The organism is Sulfurimonas sp. C5 (genome assembly GCF_029872055.1).
Classification (GTDB): Bacteria; Campylobacterota; Campylobacteria; order Campylobacterales; family Sulfurimonadaceae; genus Sulfurimonas.
Genome location: NZ_JARXNQ010000001.1, coordinates 595,388 through 611,545 on the forward strand (window position 1 = coordinate 595,388; position 16,158 = coordinate 611,545).

At 34.8% G+C, this 16,158-nt stretch carries 11 protein-coding genes; 5 read left to right on the plus strand and 6 right to left on the minus strand.

Annotated elements, in window-relative coordinates:
- The first annotated feature begins 7 nt into the window (after window positions 1-7).
- Window positions 8-385, plus strand: a complete 378-nt coding sequence (locus tag P6N22_RS02935) for a thioredoxin family protein (protein ID WP_280330011.1) — start codon at window positions 8-10, stop codon at window positions 383-385.
- Window positions 386-408: 23 nt separating this feature from the next.
- On the opposite strand, the gene P6N22_RS02940 is transcribed toward P6N22_RS02935, so the two are convergent.
- Window positions 409-2,244: a GGDEF domain-containing phosphodiesterase gene (locus P6N22_RS02940; protein WP_280330013.1), complete on the minus strand. Its 1,836-nt coding sequence runs from the start codon at window positions 2,242-2,244 to the stop codon at window positions 409-411.
- Between the two features lie 84 nt (window positions 2,245-2,328).
- Between P6N22_RS02940 and P6N22_RS02945 the strand changes: the two genes are divergently transcribed.
- Together P6N22_RS02945 and P6N22_RS02950 are read left to right on the plus strand one after the other, a co-directional pair.
- The gene (locus P6N22_RS02945; protein ID WP_280330014.1) at window positions 2,329-3,240 is read left to right on the plus strand and encodes a methyltransferase domain-containing protein; all 912 of its coding nucleotides are present in this window, start codon (window positions 2,329-2,331) and stop codon (window positions 3,238-3,240) included.
- A gap of 116 nt (window positions 3,241-3,356) precedes the next feature.
- Window positions 3,357-4,346 (plus strand): metallophosphoesterase, encoded by a 990-nt coding sequence (locus P6N22_RS02950; protein WP_280330016.1) that lies wholly within the window; start codon window positions 3,357-3,359, stop codon window positions 4,344-4,346.
- On the opposite strand, the gene P6N22_RS02955 is transcribed toward P6N22_RS02950, so the two are convergent.
- Window positions 4,343-6,775 (minus strand): ABC transporter substrate-binding protein, encoded by a 2,433-nt coding sequence (locus tag P6N22_RS02955; RefSeq protein WP_280330018.1) that lies wholly within the window; start codon window positions 6,773-6,775, stop codon window positions 4,343-4,345. The two genes, P6N22_RS02950 and P6N22_RS02955, sit on opposite strands and share 4 nt — an antisense overlap.
- A gap of 102 nt (window positions 6,776-6,877) precedes the next feature.
- Here P6N22_RS02955 and P6N22_RS02960 point away from each other — a divergent pair, with 102 nt between their 5' ends.
- Window positions 6,878-8,278, plus strand: a complete 1,401-nt coding sequence (locus P6N22_RS02960) for an MBL fold metallo-hydrolase (protein ID WP_280330020.1) — start codon at window positions 6,878-6,880, stop codon at window positions 8,276-8,278.
- Here the strand turns inward: P6N22_RS02960 and P6N22_RS02965 are convergent.
- Both P6N22_RS02965 and P6N22_RS02970 read right to left on the minus strand, forming a co-directional pair.
- The gene (locus P6N22_RS02965) at window positions 8,275-9,963 is read right to left on the minus strand and encodes a YgiQ family radical SAM protein (protein WP_280330472.1); all 1,689 of its coding nucleotides are present in this window, start codon (window positions 9,961-9,963) and stop codon (window positions 8,275-8,277) included. The two genes, P6N22_RS02960 and P6N22_RS02965, sit on opposite strands and share 4 nt — an antisense overlap.
- A 177-nt stretch (window positions 9,964-10,140) precedes the next feature.
- A complete protein-coding gene (locus tag P6N22_RS02970) occupies window positions 10,141-11,919 on the minus strand; it encodes a cation:proton antiporter (protein WP_280330022.1) in 1,779 nt (592 codons plus the stop codon).
- A 173-nt stretch (window positions 11,920-12,092) separates the two neighbouring features.
- Here P6N22_RS02970 and P6N22_RS02975 point away from each other — a divergent pair, with 173 nt between their 5' ends.
- The gene (locus P6N22_RS02975) at window positions 12,093-13,763 is read left to right on the plus strand and encodes an AMP-binding protein (RefSeq protein WP_280330024.1); all 1,671 of its coding nucleotides are present in this window, start codon (window positions 12,093-12,095) and stop codon (window positions 13,761-13,763) included.
- Window positions 13,764-13,775: 12 nt separating this feature from the next.
- On the opposite strand, the gene P6N22_RS02980 is transcribed toward P6N22_RS02975, so the two are convergent.
- Window positions 13,776-14,705, minus strand: a complete 930-nt coding sequence (locus tag P6N22_RS02980; RefSeq protein WP_280330026.1) for a manganese-dependent inorganic pyrophosphatase — start codon at window positions 14,703-14,705, stop codon at window positions 13,776-13,778.
- A gap of 27 nt (window positions 14,706-14,732) precedes the next feature.
- Window positions 14,733-16,157 carry an ATP-binding protein gene (locus tag P6N22_RS02985; RefSeq protein ID WP_280330027.1) on the minus strand — a complete coding sequence of 475 codons (1,425 nt, stop codon included), beginning with the start codon at window positions 16,155-16,157 and terminating at the stop codon, window positions 14,733-14,735.
- Between the last annotated feature and the right edge of the window lies 1 nt (window position 16,158).

Here is a 16,158-nt window from a genome sequence, read left to right on the forward strand (position 1 = left end):
GAGAAAAATGAAATTATTTTTAATACTGTTATTGCTTTTGAGCCTGAATGCGACAGCTGCTGAGCAGATGCTGCAAGAGAGTAAATACAAATACGTTGAGATGAGCATTGGAAAGGGAAAACCTTTCTTTTTAGAAGTTGGTGCAGAAAGCTGTCATAGTTGTGTAATAATGGGGAAAATGCTTTATAAAGTCACAAAAAAACATCCTGAGTACAATATCCATTTTATCAATGTACAAAAAGAGAGAGATGCCGCTTATGAGTTAAAGGTAAGAATGATACCGACTCAAATCATTTTTGATAAAAATGGAAAAGAAGTGTACCGCCACATTGGAGTTTTAGGTACGGAAGAACTAAATAAGCTGTTTCAAACTTATTCATTTTAATTTTTTCAAACGGTTTTGAGCTCTTAAAAAAGAGCTTCAAAATCCTCTTGACAAAGCGGTTTATAAAAATAATACCCTTGATAAAGATCACATCCTAATTCTTCTAAGAAATCTTTTTGATACTGTTCTTCAACACCCTCTGCCACAATAGAAAGATTCATGTTTCTTGAGATCTCAATAATACTTTTAACAAGTAACGCTTGTTGTTCATCATCAAGTCTTGAGATAAAGGACTTATCGATTTTCAACTCATCTATCGGCATTTCACGAAGATAACTAAGTGATGAATATCCAGTTCCAAAATCATCCATAGAGAACTTAATTCCAAGTCGTCTAAGGTCATTAATAACATCTACAATCTTTTTCAAGTTTTCAGATGTACTTGTTTCCGTAATTTCGAAGATTACTTGTGTTTTAAAACTGTATATGTTGTATCTGTCAAATAGCTTTTCAACCATATCAACAAAACTTTTATCTAAAAACTGTCTCATACTGATATTGATAGAAAGCTGTCTCAGTTTTATACCGCTGCGATCCCATTTTACCAATGTCTGTAATGCACGTTCAAGTATATATTCACCTAATTCAAGAATATATCCCGTATTTTCAGCTATCGGAATAAATACATCGGGTGATATTAGTCCCAGTTTTTCATTATGCCAGCGAGCAAGTACTTCACAACCAACTACTTGACCTTTTACGTTTAATTGTGGCTGATACTGTAATCTAACTTCATTTTTATCAACTGCAAAGTGTAGATTTCTTTCTATTTCAAGTTTTTGTTCAATAAGTTTACAAAGTTCATCATTAAAGATAAGTATGCCGTCTCTGCCGTTACTTTTTGCTTCATACATGGCAATATCCGCTTCTTTTAAAAACTCATTTGCCTGAAGCTTAGGATTGTTAATAATACTAATACCAATACTTGAACTGATGAACAGATGATTACCTTCAATGTTATAGGAATACTTGATCTCATCTAAAAGTTCTTGTGAAAACTCTTGTGCATCTTCGAGACAACTCTCATTTGTATCAAATCCTTTGGAGAGAATACAAAATTCATCTCCTCCTAAACGGGCTACAAAATGTTCACCTTTTTTTGCCAACTTTGTCATACGTTGGGAAACTTCGATTAATAGCTGGTCTCCTACATCATGACCTAAAGTATCGTTGATAGTTTTAAAATGGTCAAGATCAATAAGCAGCAGATATGTAAATCTATCACGATTTTCTCTAACTGAACTATCAAGCATCTCAATAAAATATCTTCTATTTCCCAAACCTGTTAAATAGTCGTGATACGCTTGAAACCTACTCTTTGTAAGGTATTCATGCGTATTTTTAGCTGCATAAAGCAATACTAAACTAAGTACTACGGTAAAAAAAGCAAGAATATCACTGTATACAGAACCAACCATTAATAAATAAATTGTGATTGGTAACATCAATGAAGAAACGGTTGAAATTACCAGCTTCTTTTGAGATGCTAAAATCGTTGCAGCCACCACTGTACAACCTAGCTGTGTAGCAATAGCCATATAATGCATGTCTATATTGTTATGCATAACATAATAAACAAACATTATAGTCCAAAGAGAAAAGTACACAAACATAAAATAACTTACTTTTGTCAGCCACTTTTCTTGTAATTCTAGAGTGTCACAATGTTTAAATCGTATATACAGTTGATATCCATAAATTGATACCAGAAGTATTATAAAAAACCACAATAGTTCTATAACCATATTGGTATAAAGGTACCCCGTAATAAGATAACCGGGAGATGTACCTACCAATAAAGCTATAACAACTAAAATTTGACGATGCATAAATTTATAAAAACTTATATTATCATTCATTTATTTTCCCAAAAAAAAATATAACTTTCACTTATTGTATCAAATTTTTATCAATTCCTTTTGATATTCAGGAATGTTTTTTGCATGTTACCGTTTATGTTAAGTTTATACTCAAAATCACTTTTAGAAATCATAGAAATATTAGAAGAACAAATAGTTACAATTTGTGAGCATGATATTATCGAATTTAAAGCATATAACCCGGATTTAGAAGATAAAAAAATAATAATCCACACTTATAAAACATGGCTCGATTTGGCACAAATTTTAAAATGTAAAATGTTAACGCCTCAAGTTTTAGACGAAGAATTTGTACTTATGCGCTATAAAAAACTCTCAAATGACAGTTTTCATGCCGTAGATGCAGATAAAGAGGAGAAGTACGGTTCAGAGTCTATCTTTGCACAAATTCATAAAAATGAAGAGACCTCTTTTATTTACCACTATTCACACGCTCTAAAAAACGTCAACTTAAATGAACGTACAAGAATTTTAAATTTAGGCGTGAACAACGGAGATGAGTTTGAAGTCATAGAAAAGCAGGCATCAAATTTTCAAGAACTGAAACTATTAGGAATTGATTATTGTCACTCTGCGATCGAAGATGCAAAACAAAAGTTTCAAGCACATAACAATGTTGATTTTTTACAAGCCGATATTAAAGAGCTGCATTCATTAGAGCTTGGGAAATTTGATCTTATTATAAGCATAGGTACCCTGCAAAGCTCCAATCTTAACCTCAACGAAATCTTTATGTCTGTAGTACAAAACCAACTCAAACCGGACGGTGCTCTTATTTTGGCATTTCCAAACTGCCGCTGGATTGACGGGGAGATGATATACGGTGCGATGATGAGAAACTATAATTATTCAGAGATGTCAAATCTTTACAAAGATGTTGTATTTTGCAAAAAATATCTGCAACAGAAAAAATTTCGTGTTACTATTACAGGAAAGGATTATATCTTTTTAACAGCTACATCAATTAGGAAATAAGTGTGAAAAGTATTTTGTTTTTTTCAGTTTTATTAACTCTGTTTTTTTCTTTTCATGCCCTTTTTTACTTACGGGTCATACGCAAACTGCTCATAAGTACATCTATAAAACGATGGTTGACATTTTTTCTGCTTCTGAATTTTGCACTCAATCTTTCTTATGGACTCATTAGATATAGTGACCTGCTTCCCTACAATCTACTATATCTAAGTTCAACTTCAATAGGTATCTCTTTTGTCCTACTGCTTTACCTTATTCTTCATGAGATACTCCATCTGTTTCATAAGACACTTAAACATGTGGAGTTATCAAAACGCAACTTTATTAAAAAAACGGGGGACGGTGCACTGATGGCACTTGCTACTTCATATGTGACAGCAGGGGTATATGAAGGAAGTAAGGAACCTGTCATCAACGTTGTTAAAGCCAAGCTATTCAATTTTTCAATTGTTCAAATCAGTGATCTGCATATCGGTGGACTCATCGATCAAAAATATGTACAAGAGAGTGTTATGAAGATAAATTCTCTGCATCCCGATCTTGTAATGATAACCGGTGATCTCATTGATACGGAGATTAATACTATTGCTCCAGCAATCTTAGAACTCAATCATATAAATGCAAAATACGGCATCTATATGGTTCTTGGGAATCATGAATATTTCCATAATCCTTTAGAAGTTATAGAATTTATAAAAACAAAAACAAAAATCACAATTCTTTTAAATGATTCAATCACTATTGATAAGTTAAAAGTAAATATTGTTGGTGTGAATGATCTCTTTGGTTATCGTACAGGTATCTTAGAACCAAATTTTTATCAAGCATTCTCATCTATCAATAAAAACTACCCTACTATCCTACTTTCTCACCAACCGAAATCTATAGAGTATTTAAACGGTTTTAAACCCGCGCTTATCTTGAGTGGACATACTCACGGCGGACAGCTATGGCCGTTTAACCATCTTGTAATGCTGCAGCAACCATATCTCAAAGGTCTGCATACGCTCAATTACGGTGGAAAAATTTACGTCAATTCAGGTATAGGTTTTTGGGGACCGCCTATGCGTCTTGGATCACAAGCTGAAATTGCATATATAATTTAGCTTTTCACGCAATCTCGTCCACTGTTTTTTGCTCGATAGAGAGCTTCATCCGACTCTCTGAGTAACTGAGTAAAAGTTTTATGTTTTTGTAACTCTGATATACCTATACTCACAGTAAATGAAATGCTTTGCCCTTCATTGTTTTTATATTGTAAGGTTCTTACCTCTTTTAAAATTTTTTCAGAAAATGCAAGTGCACCTTCATGAGTAGTATTTTGCAAGCATATTACAAACTCTTCACCGCCTATACGACCGAAGATATCACTCTCTCTTAAAAGTGTATTGATTTTATTAGAAAAAAGTTTTAATACTGCATCCCCTGTCTGATGACCATAAGTATCATTGACCTCTTTAAAATGGTCTATATCTAGAGAAAGAATTTGTAGAGGAGTCTCATTGCGTTTAGCTACTTTAAACATCTGTTCTGCCAGTTCCATAAAATAGCCACGGTTGTGTATCCCGGTTAGAGAATCTTTATGTGCCAGGTCTTGTAGTTTTTCATTCGCTTTAAATAACGCTTGTGTTCTTTCATGAACCTTTTGGTCAAGTTCAAGATTTACTTTTCTGATATGTAAGAATTGAATAATACCTACGATAATTATAGCGACCAAAGCATATATCAAAAGAGCATACTTTTTCAAAACATCCATAATGCTTATATCAACATGCTCATAAGGTGGCAATTGCAGCTTTTTAAGTACTTCATGTACTGATGAATAATCCAGAGGAACAGTCCAGCCGCTAATATCACATGCTATTGCTTCAGGAGAGTTTTCAGGCATTTTTATAAGAGCACTCATAACCTCTTTTGCAACATTTTCAGGTACATGTTTTAACTTTGCAAACGGCCATTCAGGGTATAACTTTGTCGAGACCATGTAAGGGAAATCTTGATAATGTAAGGGATGTAAGACTCTAACGTTATCTAGATTGATCTGCTTTTCCATTGCCATATGTTCCAAGGTATCACTTCGTACAGTTCCAACATCTGCATTACCATCTAAAACAGCATAAACTACTGCATCGTGGGTATTGTAAAACTTCAACTTGATATCATCTATCTTCATGCCTGCATCATGTAAAAGTTCATACGCCATGACCCAACCGCCAAAAGAGTCTTTATTTACAGCTGCAAATCTTTTTCCTTTTATTTTGTCAATCGTATTTATTTTAGAATCTTTTGTTGTAAAGATGACACTTCCAAAATAGTTATAAGGGTTTCCGTGTGTACCCCTGTTTGTCAAAGTAGCGATTCTGGAAATACCGTACTTATTTTCAAACTGCACATAATTCACTGTATTTATAAGTAAAAAATCGATACTTTTATTTTCCAAATGTTCTTGCATATCACTAAAAGAGAGTGGATGGATATTGACATAATAGTTTTCTAAATTACGGTTTAAATAAGTAGCCAAGGGCTGCCATCTTTTTAAAGTTTTTTTACCCCCTCTTTTTGCCAAGACACCTATATTTAAGTGTTTCTTGTTATATCCCATAGGGTCAATATATGGTGTAAAGTCAAATTTTTCTTTGAACAGACCTGTTACTCTGTACCAATTGATAATTTTATCAATCTGATCCATACTGATATTTCCGATATTACCGTTTTCATCGAGTGCAAGTTTTTTAAGTACCTTACCTTCATAAATAAGACTTTTTATAGATTTATGTTGTGAATTGTATTTGTCATAAATTATTTTTGCAGTTTCTTCAATATGTTCAAAAGCCCACTTCCAACCTTCAATGGAAGCTTTATAGAAAGCTTCCACACGCTCTGGATGGTTTTTTAGTTCCTCTTCAGACGTAAAAAGAATATCTTCATAAAAATCAAAACCGTAATCTCTTGGATCAAATATTTTGTATGGTATTTTTGCACGTTCTAAAAAAAATGGTTCATTAGAAAGATAGCAGGCCATAGCATCTGTTTTTCCGTTTATTAAGTCCTGTAAGTTAAAACTGTGCTGTTGGAAATGAATATCTTTATACAACAAGCCCTTTGAAAGCAGCATCGCTTTAATTGTAGCACCGCTGGCTACATCATTAGTGATCATAATTTTTTTATTGTTAAGATCTTGAAGATTTTTTATTTTAGGATTTGTACTAATGAGTACCGAAGGTGAGTGTTGAAAGATAGCACCTAAAAGTACAATAGGACTACCCTCAGCCCGGTTGACCAATAAGGTAGAACGCCCTATCCCATATTCTGCTTTTTTTGTGACAACCTCTTTAACCACATTAGTACGAGGTGTCATCTCTTTTATTGTTACATCTAAACCGGCTGCATCATAATATCCCTGTTCCTTAGCGACATAATAACCTGCAAATTGAAACTGATGCAACCACTCCAATTGTAAAGAGATTTTTTCTTTTGCTCCCAATAGAGAGCTTGAAACCGATAATATTATTAAAAATATTAATACTATTCTCATATATCAATAGTAGCATAATTTTTCTAAAAAGCGTACAACTTAGATAAGTTAAGAAAAATAGGCGTATAATCTACAAAGAAGTCAAAAGATGAAGGATACATTATGGCAATAGTAAGATCGTACGGTGCAACCAAAGAGGTTACAGGCTCATGCCATGTACTTGAAGTAGAAGATGTCAAGATAATGATAGACTGCGGTATGTTCCAAGGGGAAGAGGAGGAAAAAAATAAAGAAGCGTTTTACTTTGAACCTTCAACAATAGACTATATATTAATCACCCATGCCCATCTCGATCATATAGGACGTATTCCAAAACTTGTCAAAGAGGGATTTACCGGAAAAATATATGCAACTTCTGCCACGATGGAGTTAGCTGAGATCATACTAATGGACAGTGCAAAAATAATGAGTGAAGATTTTCAAACACGCTATAGAAAAGCTCAACGTAGGGGTCAAAGTAAAAGAATTGAAAAGCCTTTGTATGATCCTATAAATGTTGAAGAGACATTTGACATGATCGAGTGGGTAAATCCAGAATATAACCAATACTACGATCTGTGTGAAGGGATCAGTTTTGTGTACCGTAATGCCGGTCATATTTTAGGTTCTGCTTTTATAGAGATCTCTTATATGGATAACAACGACTCTCATACTATAGTTTTTTCTGGAGATATCGGTAATAATAATGACTTAGTACTCCCCCACTTGGCAAAGTGTGAAAAAGCAGACTGCCTGTATGTTGAAACGACATATGGGGAAAGAAATCATCAGCCTATAGATGCAACAATAAAAGAGTTTAAAGAGACTCTTTTAGCAACTTTGGACAGAGGCGGAAATGTTTTAATTCCATCTTTTGCATTAGAACGTACTCAAGAGCTTTTATGTATTTTAAGAGATATGTATGAAAAAGGGGAACTGCCAAAATGTAAAGTCTTTTTGGATTCACCGATGGCTACACGTGCTACACAGGTATATAAACAATACGCCAGAGAGCTCATACCTAAGTGTCAGGACAATATTAAAGAAAACGGCAGTGTCTTTAATTTTGAACTTCTCTCATATACTGAAACTCCTGAAGCATCAAAAAGCATCAATGACATTAAAAGCCGTGCAATTATAATCGCCGGTGCGGGTATGTGTAACGGGGGAAGAATTGTTCACCACTTTAAACACAGAATTTGGGATAAGAACAATGCGGTTATTTTTGTAGGTTTTCAAGCCGAAAATACTCTCGGGCGTGAGATAGTTGACGGAGCGCAATGGATCAATGTTCTAGGGGAAGACATTATCGTACAAGCATCGATCCATACCATAAACGGCTTTTCAGCCCATGCTGACAGAGACGGCATTTTAGAATGGATTGCCGATATCAAAGGTTTGAAAAAAGTGATCTTAGTGCATGGAGAGATAGAGAGTCAAAACGCTTTTAAAGAGATTCTCAAAGAGAAGCTAGGACTAGACTCTCACATCGTTTCTTTTAAAGAGAAGGTTTTGCTTGATTAAGAAGCAAAACCCGATTTAAAGTTATCTTTTTTTATTACGATCTCTTTTTGTTTCTCTTTTCTTCTTGTGTCTTTCTCTACAAAGATTTTTTTGCGAGTTACAGGATCCATTTCCGTATAATACATCACTGCCGAGTAAGTTCCAGGAGTTGGAGTAAATACCTGAGCTTGTTCAGGATTCATTTGCAATTCATCTGTAGTAAAACGTTTTAATTCATGCATATCTTTTTCTGTACAACCCGGATGCGCAGCAATAAGATAGTAAGTTAAGAACTGCTTTTTCCCCTCTTCTTTATTTAGTTTGTCGTACATTTTTTTAAAGTCGATCAGCTCTTGTTTCCCAGGTTTTCCCATAAGTTCAAGTACACGTTGATCCGTATGTTCAGGTGCTACTTTCATCTGTCCTGAGATATGGTGTTTTACCATCTCTTTTAAGTAGCTGTAACCGTGTTTTTTATCTGCATTGATCAGATCATAACGTACACCCGAAGCGACAAATGCTTTTCTAACACCCTCAACTTCACGTACCTGACGTAAAAGATTGATGTTTCTGCTGTGGTCTACTTTCATAGAACTACACAGATGGTTAGCATCCACACATCTTTGATGTGCACACGTTCCGAGTTTTAGCTTTTTGTTACACTCGTAGCCGTACATATTCGCCGTAGGACCTCCGACATCTGAGATGATCCCTTTGTAGTCTTTGTACTTGTTGAAGTCTTTTGCTTCAGCCAGAATACTCTCTTCTGAACGTGTTCTGATCGTACGTCCCTGATGCACGCCAATTGCACAGAAGTTACACTCACCCCAACAGCCGTGGTGAGTCATGATCGAGAACTTAATTGTCTCAAGACATTTTACTTTTCCATCTTTTTTATGATAAGGGTGTAATTCTCTTGTAAATGGAAGCTTTGCATTTGCATCCATCTCCTCTTCGTTTAGGTAATCACATGGAGGATTTTGGATCAGATATCTGCCGTCCACCTCTTCACACAGTCCGTTTGCAGAGATCGGGTCATTATTGTCATAAAAATGATCGAACATATCGATATATTTCTCTTTATCATCCAAACACTCTTGGTGTGATGGAAGTTGAATAAATTCATGCTTCGGCTCTTTAGAGATGTAACAAATCCCTCTGATATCTTTGTAGTCACGTCCTTCAGCAATAGCACGTGTCAGTTGTTCAATCGCAATTTCACCCATTCCATAAACCAATACATCTGCTTTAGAATCAAATAAAACAGGTTTTTTGAGCTTATTTTGCCAGTAGTCATAATGAGTGATACGACGCAGTGAAGCTTCTATACCTCCAAGTACGACGGGAACAGTATTTTTAAAATAACGTCTAATCAGGTTTGTATAGACTAAAACTGCACGATCGGGACGTTTGTTGTTTACACCGCCTGGAGTATAGTCATCCGAGTTACGGAACTTCTTCGTCGCCGTGTAGTTTGACACCATTGAGTCAACACTACCACCGCTTACACCCCAGTAAAGTTTAGGCTCGCCGAGACGCTTTATATCTATATCGCTGTTGATATCAGGTTGACCGATAATCCCTACACGATACCCCATACGCTCTAACATACGTCCAACCATAGCTACACCGATAAACGAAGAGTCTATGTACGCATCACCGCTTACAAGGATCACATCACACTGATCCCATCCACGAGCTTCCATCTCTTGGCGTGTTGTAGGTAAGAAATCTTTCTCTTTAAATGTTACGGTATCTCTATTTGGAGTATGTTTTTTATTGCGTCTGCTCAACTTTATGCCCTAGGGTGTTATTTTTTCGTATCATACATTGTCAATGCTTTAAGTTTTGCATTGTTCTGTCGTTAGTTTAAACAAGTCAGTTTATACCTCGATCTCGATTGTCTGATTGTTTTGAATACTTTTATTGATCGCATCTTTAATCTTTTCAAAAAGCGTTTCGAGATTATCCGTTTCTCGTAATTCCGTTACACCGAAATAGTATTTGATCTCTTTATCAAGTGTTTGTATAAACTGTTCTACAATCTTCTGTGCCAATCTATGTCCACCTCCTAAAGAGGTATTACTTGCCAAAACAATAAAATGCTTTTCTTCAATTTTTCCGAAGTAGTCATTCTGACGAATACTTTGTTGGATAATTTCACCTGCTTTTTGTAAAAAATGTTTCTGTTTTTCTTCAGGAAGTGTAGAAAAGTCAAACTGCAAACCTATTACGGAAAGCTCCACCTTATAACGTTGTACTCTTGCTATCTCACGTACAAGAACCTCTTCAATAAAAATCCGATTATAAGCCTGAGAGATAGGATCTTTTTCCAGTACTTCAACTATATCTTTAGAAAGAGTGGAAAGCTTTTGATCTTTTGTCCCATCAAGCGACGAATCATTTTCATACAGTTTTGCATATCTCTTAATATGGAACATCAAAGTAAACGTATAAAGAAATGTGCTAATAAGGACATTACCTAAAACAATAGCGGTAAAAAGCTCATAATATACAAACTCTTTTGGCAAAGAGTGCACCATGATGATAGCCAGTGCACCTTTCATCCCTGAAAGTGTAAGTGCATATGTCCAATAAAACGGGAGTTTAGAACTAACAACTAAAGCACTTATACTACCAAAACGGATCAAAGTTGTAACAAGAAATACAATTAAAATCTCGTAGATATATTTATATAAAAGCGACAAATCTATTATATTTGCTATTACAACAAAAACAACCGCATTGGCAAAGATTCCTAAAAACATCGCCTCTTTTTTATACTCGCGAAATTCATGTTTGGTGATAGCGGGTATATGTTTAAGTAGCTCAATAAAAGCATCATAGGTTTTTACTTTATCCGTAATCTCAAATGTTTGGGGATGCAAGCGACTCTCACACTGAACCAAGATTTTAAAGGTTAACACTGAAACTACAATCGATAAAATTCCTGCAATATGGAAATGTTCAGCCAATAAAAAAGAACTTATAACAATAAGATAGATAATTAAAAACTGATCAAAAGGGTTACGCAGCATTTTAAGTGCAAAAAAACCGAAAAAGGCACTTGCCATACCTATAAAACTTGAAAGAAATAAAACTTTTAAGACAGTAACATTAACAGAAAGGACATCAACTGCCCCACCTTGTAAAAGTGGTAAGGCTATAAAATAGTAAATAATTAAAGCGGTAACGTCGTTAAACAGAGATTCCGATTCAGCATAGATCTTTAAACGCTGCGGCAACGTAAATCTCGACATAATGGCACTTACCGTAATGGCATCTGTAGCCATTAACATTGTGTATAGGGCTAGAAGCATTCCTATAGTAAAACCATATTCAGGTAACAAATACGGTGTTACAAAAACGGCTAGAGCTATAGAGGCAATAACTGCAACTACCGCAAGGTAAAATATCTCTTTTGCATAATTTTTCAACTCTTTAATAGATATATTTAAAATATCTGGAAGTAAAATAACAGGAAGCATCAAGTAAAGAACCTCATTAAATTCTTGCTTACTGATGGAAAATAGATGAGGAAAATAGATGGAAAGTACAAACGCATAAAGGATGGTTGCTAAAGTTGCGGGAACCTTCGTTTTCTCTTCAGTCAAACGTGAAAGCAATATAATCAATAATAATATTGTGATCAATAAAAGCATATTTACCTCACTCCCTAAGTTTCACTCTTCATCATACTAGAAATATAATAAAACTTCTTTAAATGTCACGCTATTTCTATTTTAGTTGTTTTTTTCTTACCCCTGCTCTTCTTGTAATCCAAGTAGTATAATTTTTTTGTATAATACAAAAAAAACACAGAAAAAGATGAGAGATGTTGTACCCTTATAAAAACTTAGAAAACTATACACTGGGAGCTTTACTAGATCGCTCTGTAGCATTATATGGTGAAAGAGATTCCTTTTCAAATGTAGGGAAGAAAGCTATGAGTTATCGTGAACTTGATGATAAAATCAAGTCAATGGTAAAACTTTTAACTGAAAAAGGGATCAATAAAGGTGACAAAGTTGCCATCCTAAGTGAGAATATGCCGAATTGGCCCATAGCTTATTTGGCAATTACTTATTTTGGGGCTGTAGCAGTACCAATACTACCTGATTTTCATACTGCAGATGTACATCATATCTTATGTCATTCAGAAGCAAAAGCGGCATTTGTATCAAACAAACATCTTCCTACAATAGATGAACTTGACAGTTCTAATCTGAAGTTTATAATCCAACTTGACGAACTTGAAATTTTGGAACAATATACGAACACTTCACATATGGAACGTATCAAACAAAAACTTTCCCATAAAAAAGAGCTACAAACAACTTCTGAAAATGATCTCGCTGCTATTTTATATACATCAGGAACAACTGGACATTCAAAAGGTGTTATGCTCACACATAAAAACCTTGTAACAAATGCACTAAGTGCATTTAAAAATATCTCTATTGTACCTGAAGATGTTTTTTTATCGATTTTACCATTGGCACATACATTTGAATCTACGGTAGGGATGCTCATACCTCTCCTTCACGGTTCAAGTGTAGTTTATATCGATAAAACACCTACACCGAGTGTTCTTTTAAAAGCCTTTGAGATTGTACGCCCTACAATGATGCTCTCAGTTCCACTTATTATTGAGAAAATCTACAAAAACAAAGTTCTTGCAAAACTCAACGGCTCTTTTCTAACAAAACAGCTATACAAACTCCCTTTTATCCATAAACAACTCAATAAAATAGCAGGGAAAAAACTGTTAGAGACTTTTGGAGGAAGACTAAGATTTTTTGGTATTGGCGGTGCACCTTTGGCAAGGTATGTAGAAGAATTTTTATATGATGCACATTTCCCTTACGTCATAGGGTACGGTCTTACAGAAACTGCACCTTTGATTGCAGGAACTCGTCTGGGAATGGAGAGAAAGATCGGCTCAACAGGTCCTGCCATGGTAGGCGTGGAGATCAAAATCAAAGATAAAAATCCACAAACAGGCGAAGGGGAAATTGCCGTTAAATCTCCAAGTGTTATGCTGGGTTATTATAAAGATGAAGAAAAAACAAAAGAGGTTTTTGATGAAGATGGTTACTTCCTTACAGGCGATCTCGGCTATATAGATGAAGATGACTATCTCTTTATCAGCGGACGAAGTAAAAACCTCATACTCGGCCCAAGCGGAGAAAACATTTATCCGGAACAGATTGAGTCTGTAATTAACAAAAATGAAGCGGTTTTAGACTCTCTTGTAATGCAAAAAGATGGTAAACTTGTTGCTCGTATCCATCTTGATTATACACTCATAGATAAAATGTTTGAAGCTCATCATCAAGCAGATGAACATGTAAAAGAAAAAATAGCGAACTATTTAGAAGAGATGAGAATCGAGATTAATACCCAAATGGCATCATTTTCAAAAATTACGAAATTCATAGAACAGATTGAACCGTTTGTAAAAACACCTACAAAGAAGATAAAACGCTATCTCTATACAGAGTAGCGTTTTAAAAAATTATTTAAATTGAGGTTGTACGAAAGGTACTACTTGTTTCTTACGGCTAAGTACACCGTCTAACCAAGCTTTGTTATTTTCTAGTTTAATATCAAATGCAGCTTCAATTTTAGAAGCATCATCAGATACTACGAAAAGTTTTGAACCCTCTTTGATAATGTCAGTTAAAAGAATTAAAACAGTGTGTAGACCACCCTCTTCTTTCATCTTTTTCATATCTTCCATGATCTCATCTTCACGAGGTTCTAGTACAGAGATATCTACCATTTCAAGTTGACCGATACCTACTTTTGTACCGTTCATATCAAACTCTTTATAGTCACGTGTATTTAAGTTACGAGCTGATGCACCGTCAACTGCAGATTTAGCAATGAACATATCCATAGCCATTTTTTTGTAATCTTCAACACCACAGATTTCACTTAACTCTTTTACTGCTTTTGTATCTACTTTTGTACAAGTCGGTGAACGGAAAATTACAGTGTCGCTTAAAATAGCAAGCATCATCATTCCAGCAATATCTTTTGGAGGTACTACACCGTAAGATTTATACATCTCGTAAATTACAGTATTTGAACAACCAATTGGTCTGATCCAAGCTTCTAAAGGAGCGTCTGTAATAAGATCTCCTAGTTTATGGTGGTCTGCAATACCTACGATAGTAGCTTCATCAATATCGTCTTGAAAGTGCGGCTTATCTGTTGAGTCGATAATAAATACTTTCTCACCAGCTACAGAAGTTTTTAATTCAGGAACTCTGTCTGCATAACCAAATGTGTCTAAGATAAACTGTGTTTCAGCAGAAATATCACCTTGACGAGCCGGGATATATTCTTCATCTTCTACTTGATTTTTTAAGTATGATAGTGATATTGCACCTACAATAGAGTCACTATCTGGATTTTTGTGTCCAAATGCATATACTGACATAGTTATAGCCTTTTAATTTTTTTCGAATTATACAATATTCTTTAGTAATTCCGGAAAATTTAAGACTTTTAAAGAGATTTTAAACAGCTCACGTTTTGAAACAGGCTTTTTAAGATGTCCAACCACTCTTGCACCTTGTTCACTAATATGTGCATCTTTGACATTATGATTTGTCAAGGTAACAACAGGTGCATCACTTATTTTTGAGATCACCTTTGAGAGTGCATTATCATCGCTCGTTAAGACATCTATATCAATTAAGATCATATCATACTTAGCTCTTTTAAGTTCATCTATTGCATCTCTTGGAATATCATAATGTGTAACACGGACATGACTCTCTAAAAAAGATTCTACAATAGTATCTACAGCTTCTGCATCTTTGTCAATCACCATCAATGATGCACCTTCAGGACGAATCTGTGCAAAATTAATATTCAAATCATGAAATTCATTTTCGGCACTTGGCAATACTATTTCTATATCTGCAAGAGAAAGAATAAAAGTAGCACCTTTACCGTACTCACTATAAAAAGTAAGATCACCGTTCATCAATTTTGCTATTTTTTTATTTAATGCAAGGCCCAAACCGTCTGATTCAAACATTTCAAATAATTTAGATTGATCTTCTTTTTTTATTCCAATTCCACTGTCTTCCACAATCACCTGCAAGTTAATCGTGTTATGGGCAATATTGCTTCCATTAGGTTTTACAAAAATATTTACAGCTCCCTTGGTTGTTGCTTTAATACTGTTGCTTATGAGGTTGTCGACAATTAATTTGACTTTATTTGCATCAAATATCAAAGATTCCGGTAAGCTTTTATCTATGTCAATCGTTAGTTCCAAACCTTTTTTCTTAGCACTGTTTTTGTACTCATCTGTAATAGTATTAAATAAAAACTGTAGTTCAACTGCACTCTCTTGAATATTGTAACTTCCTGCATCAATTTTTGAGAGTTCCATCATACTCTCAATTAACTCCATTAACTGATGACTCGAAGTTAAAATATCCCGTGCATGAGAGTTTAATTTTTCATTTTGCAGGTCTTTTGCCAAAATTGTTGCGTATGCTATAATAGTTTTCAAGGGAGTTTTAAGGTCCTCTTTCACATTAGACAAAAATTCATACTTAATTTTTACAGCTTCTTCTGCAACATTTTTAGCATCTACAACTTTATCTTTTTGTCTTTGAACTTCATTTTCCAACTGTTCTATTTTTTTAATCTGCTCAGAGATCAAACTTGTCTGCATCCCTGCATAAGATTTTGGCTCATGTTCTGCATGATGTACTCTGCCCTGATTCTCTTGGAGTCGTTCAAGCTCTTTTTTTAACTTTGCGATCTGATTGTCTTTTTTTGATGCACTCGACAAAAACACTAAAAAACTTACGCCTATAAAAACAATGAAAACAACAAGCATAACGACTAAAGGGAGGTCAAACTGTATCAAT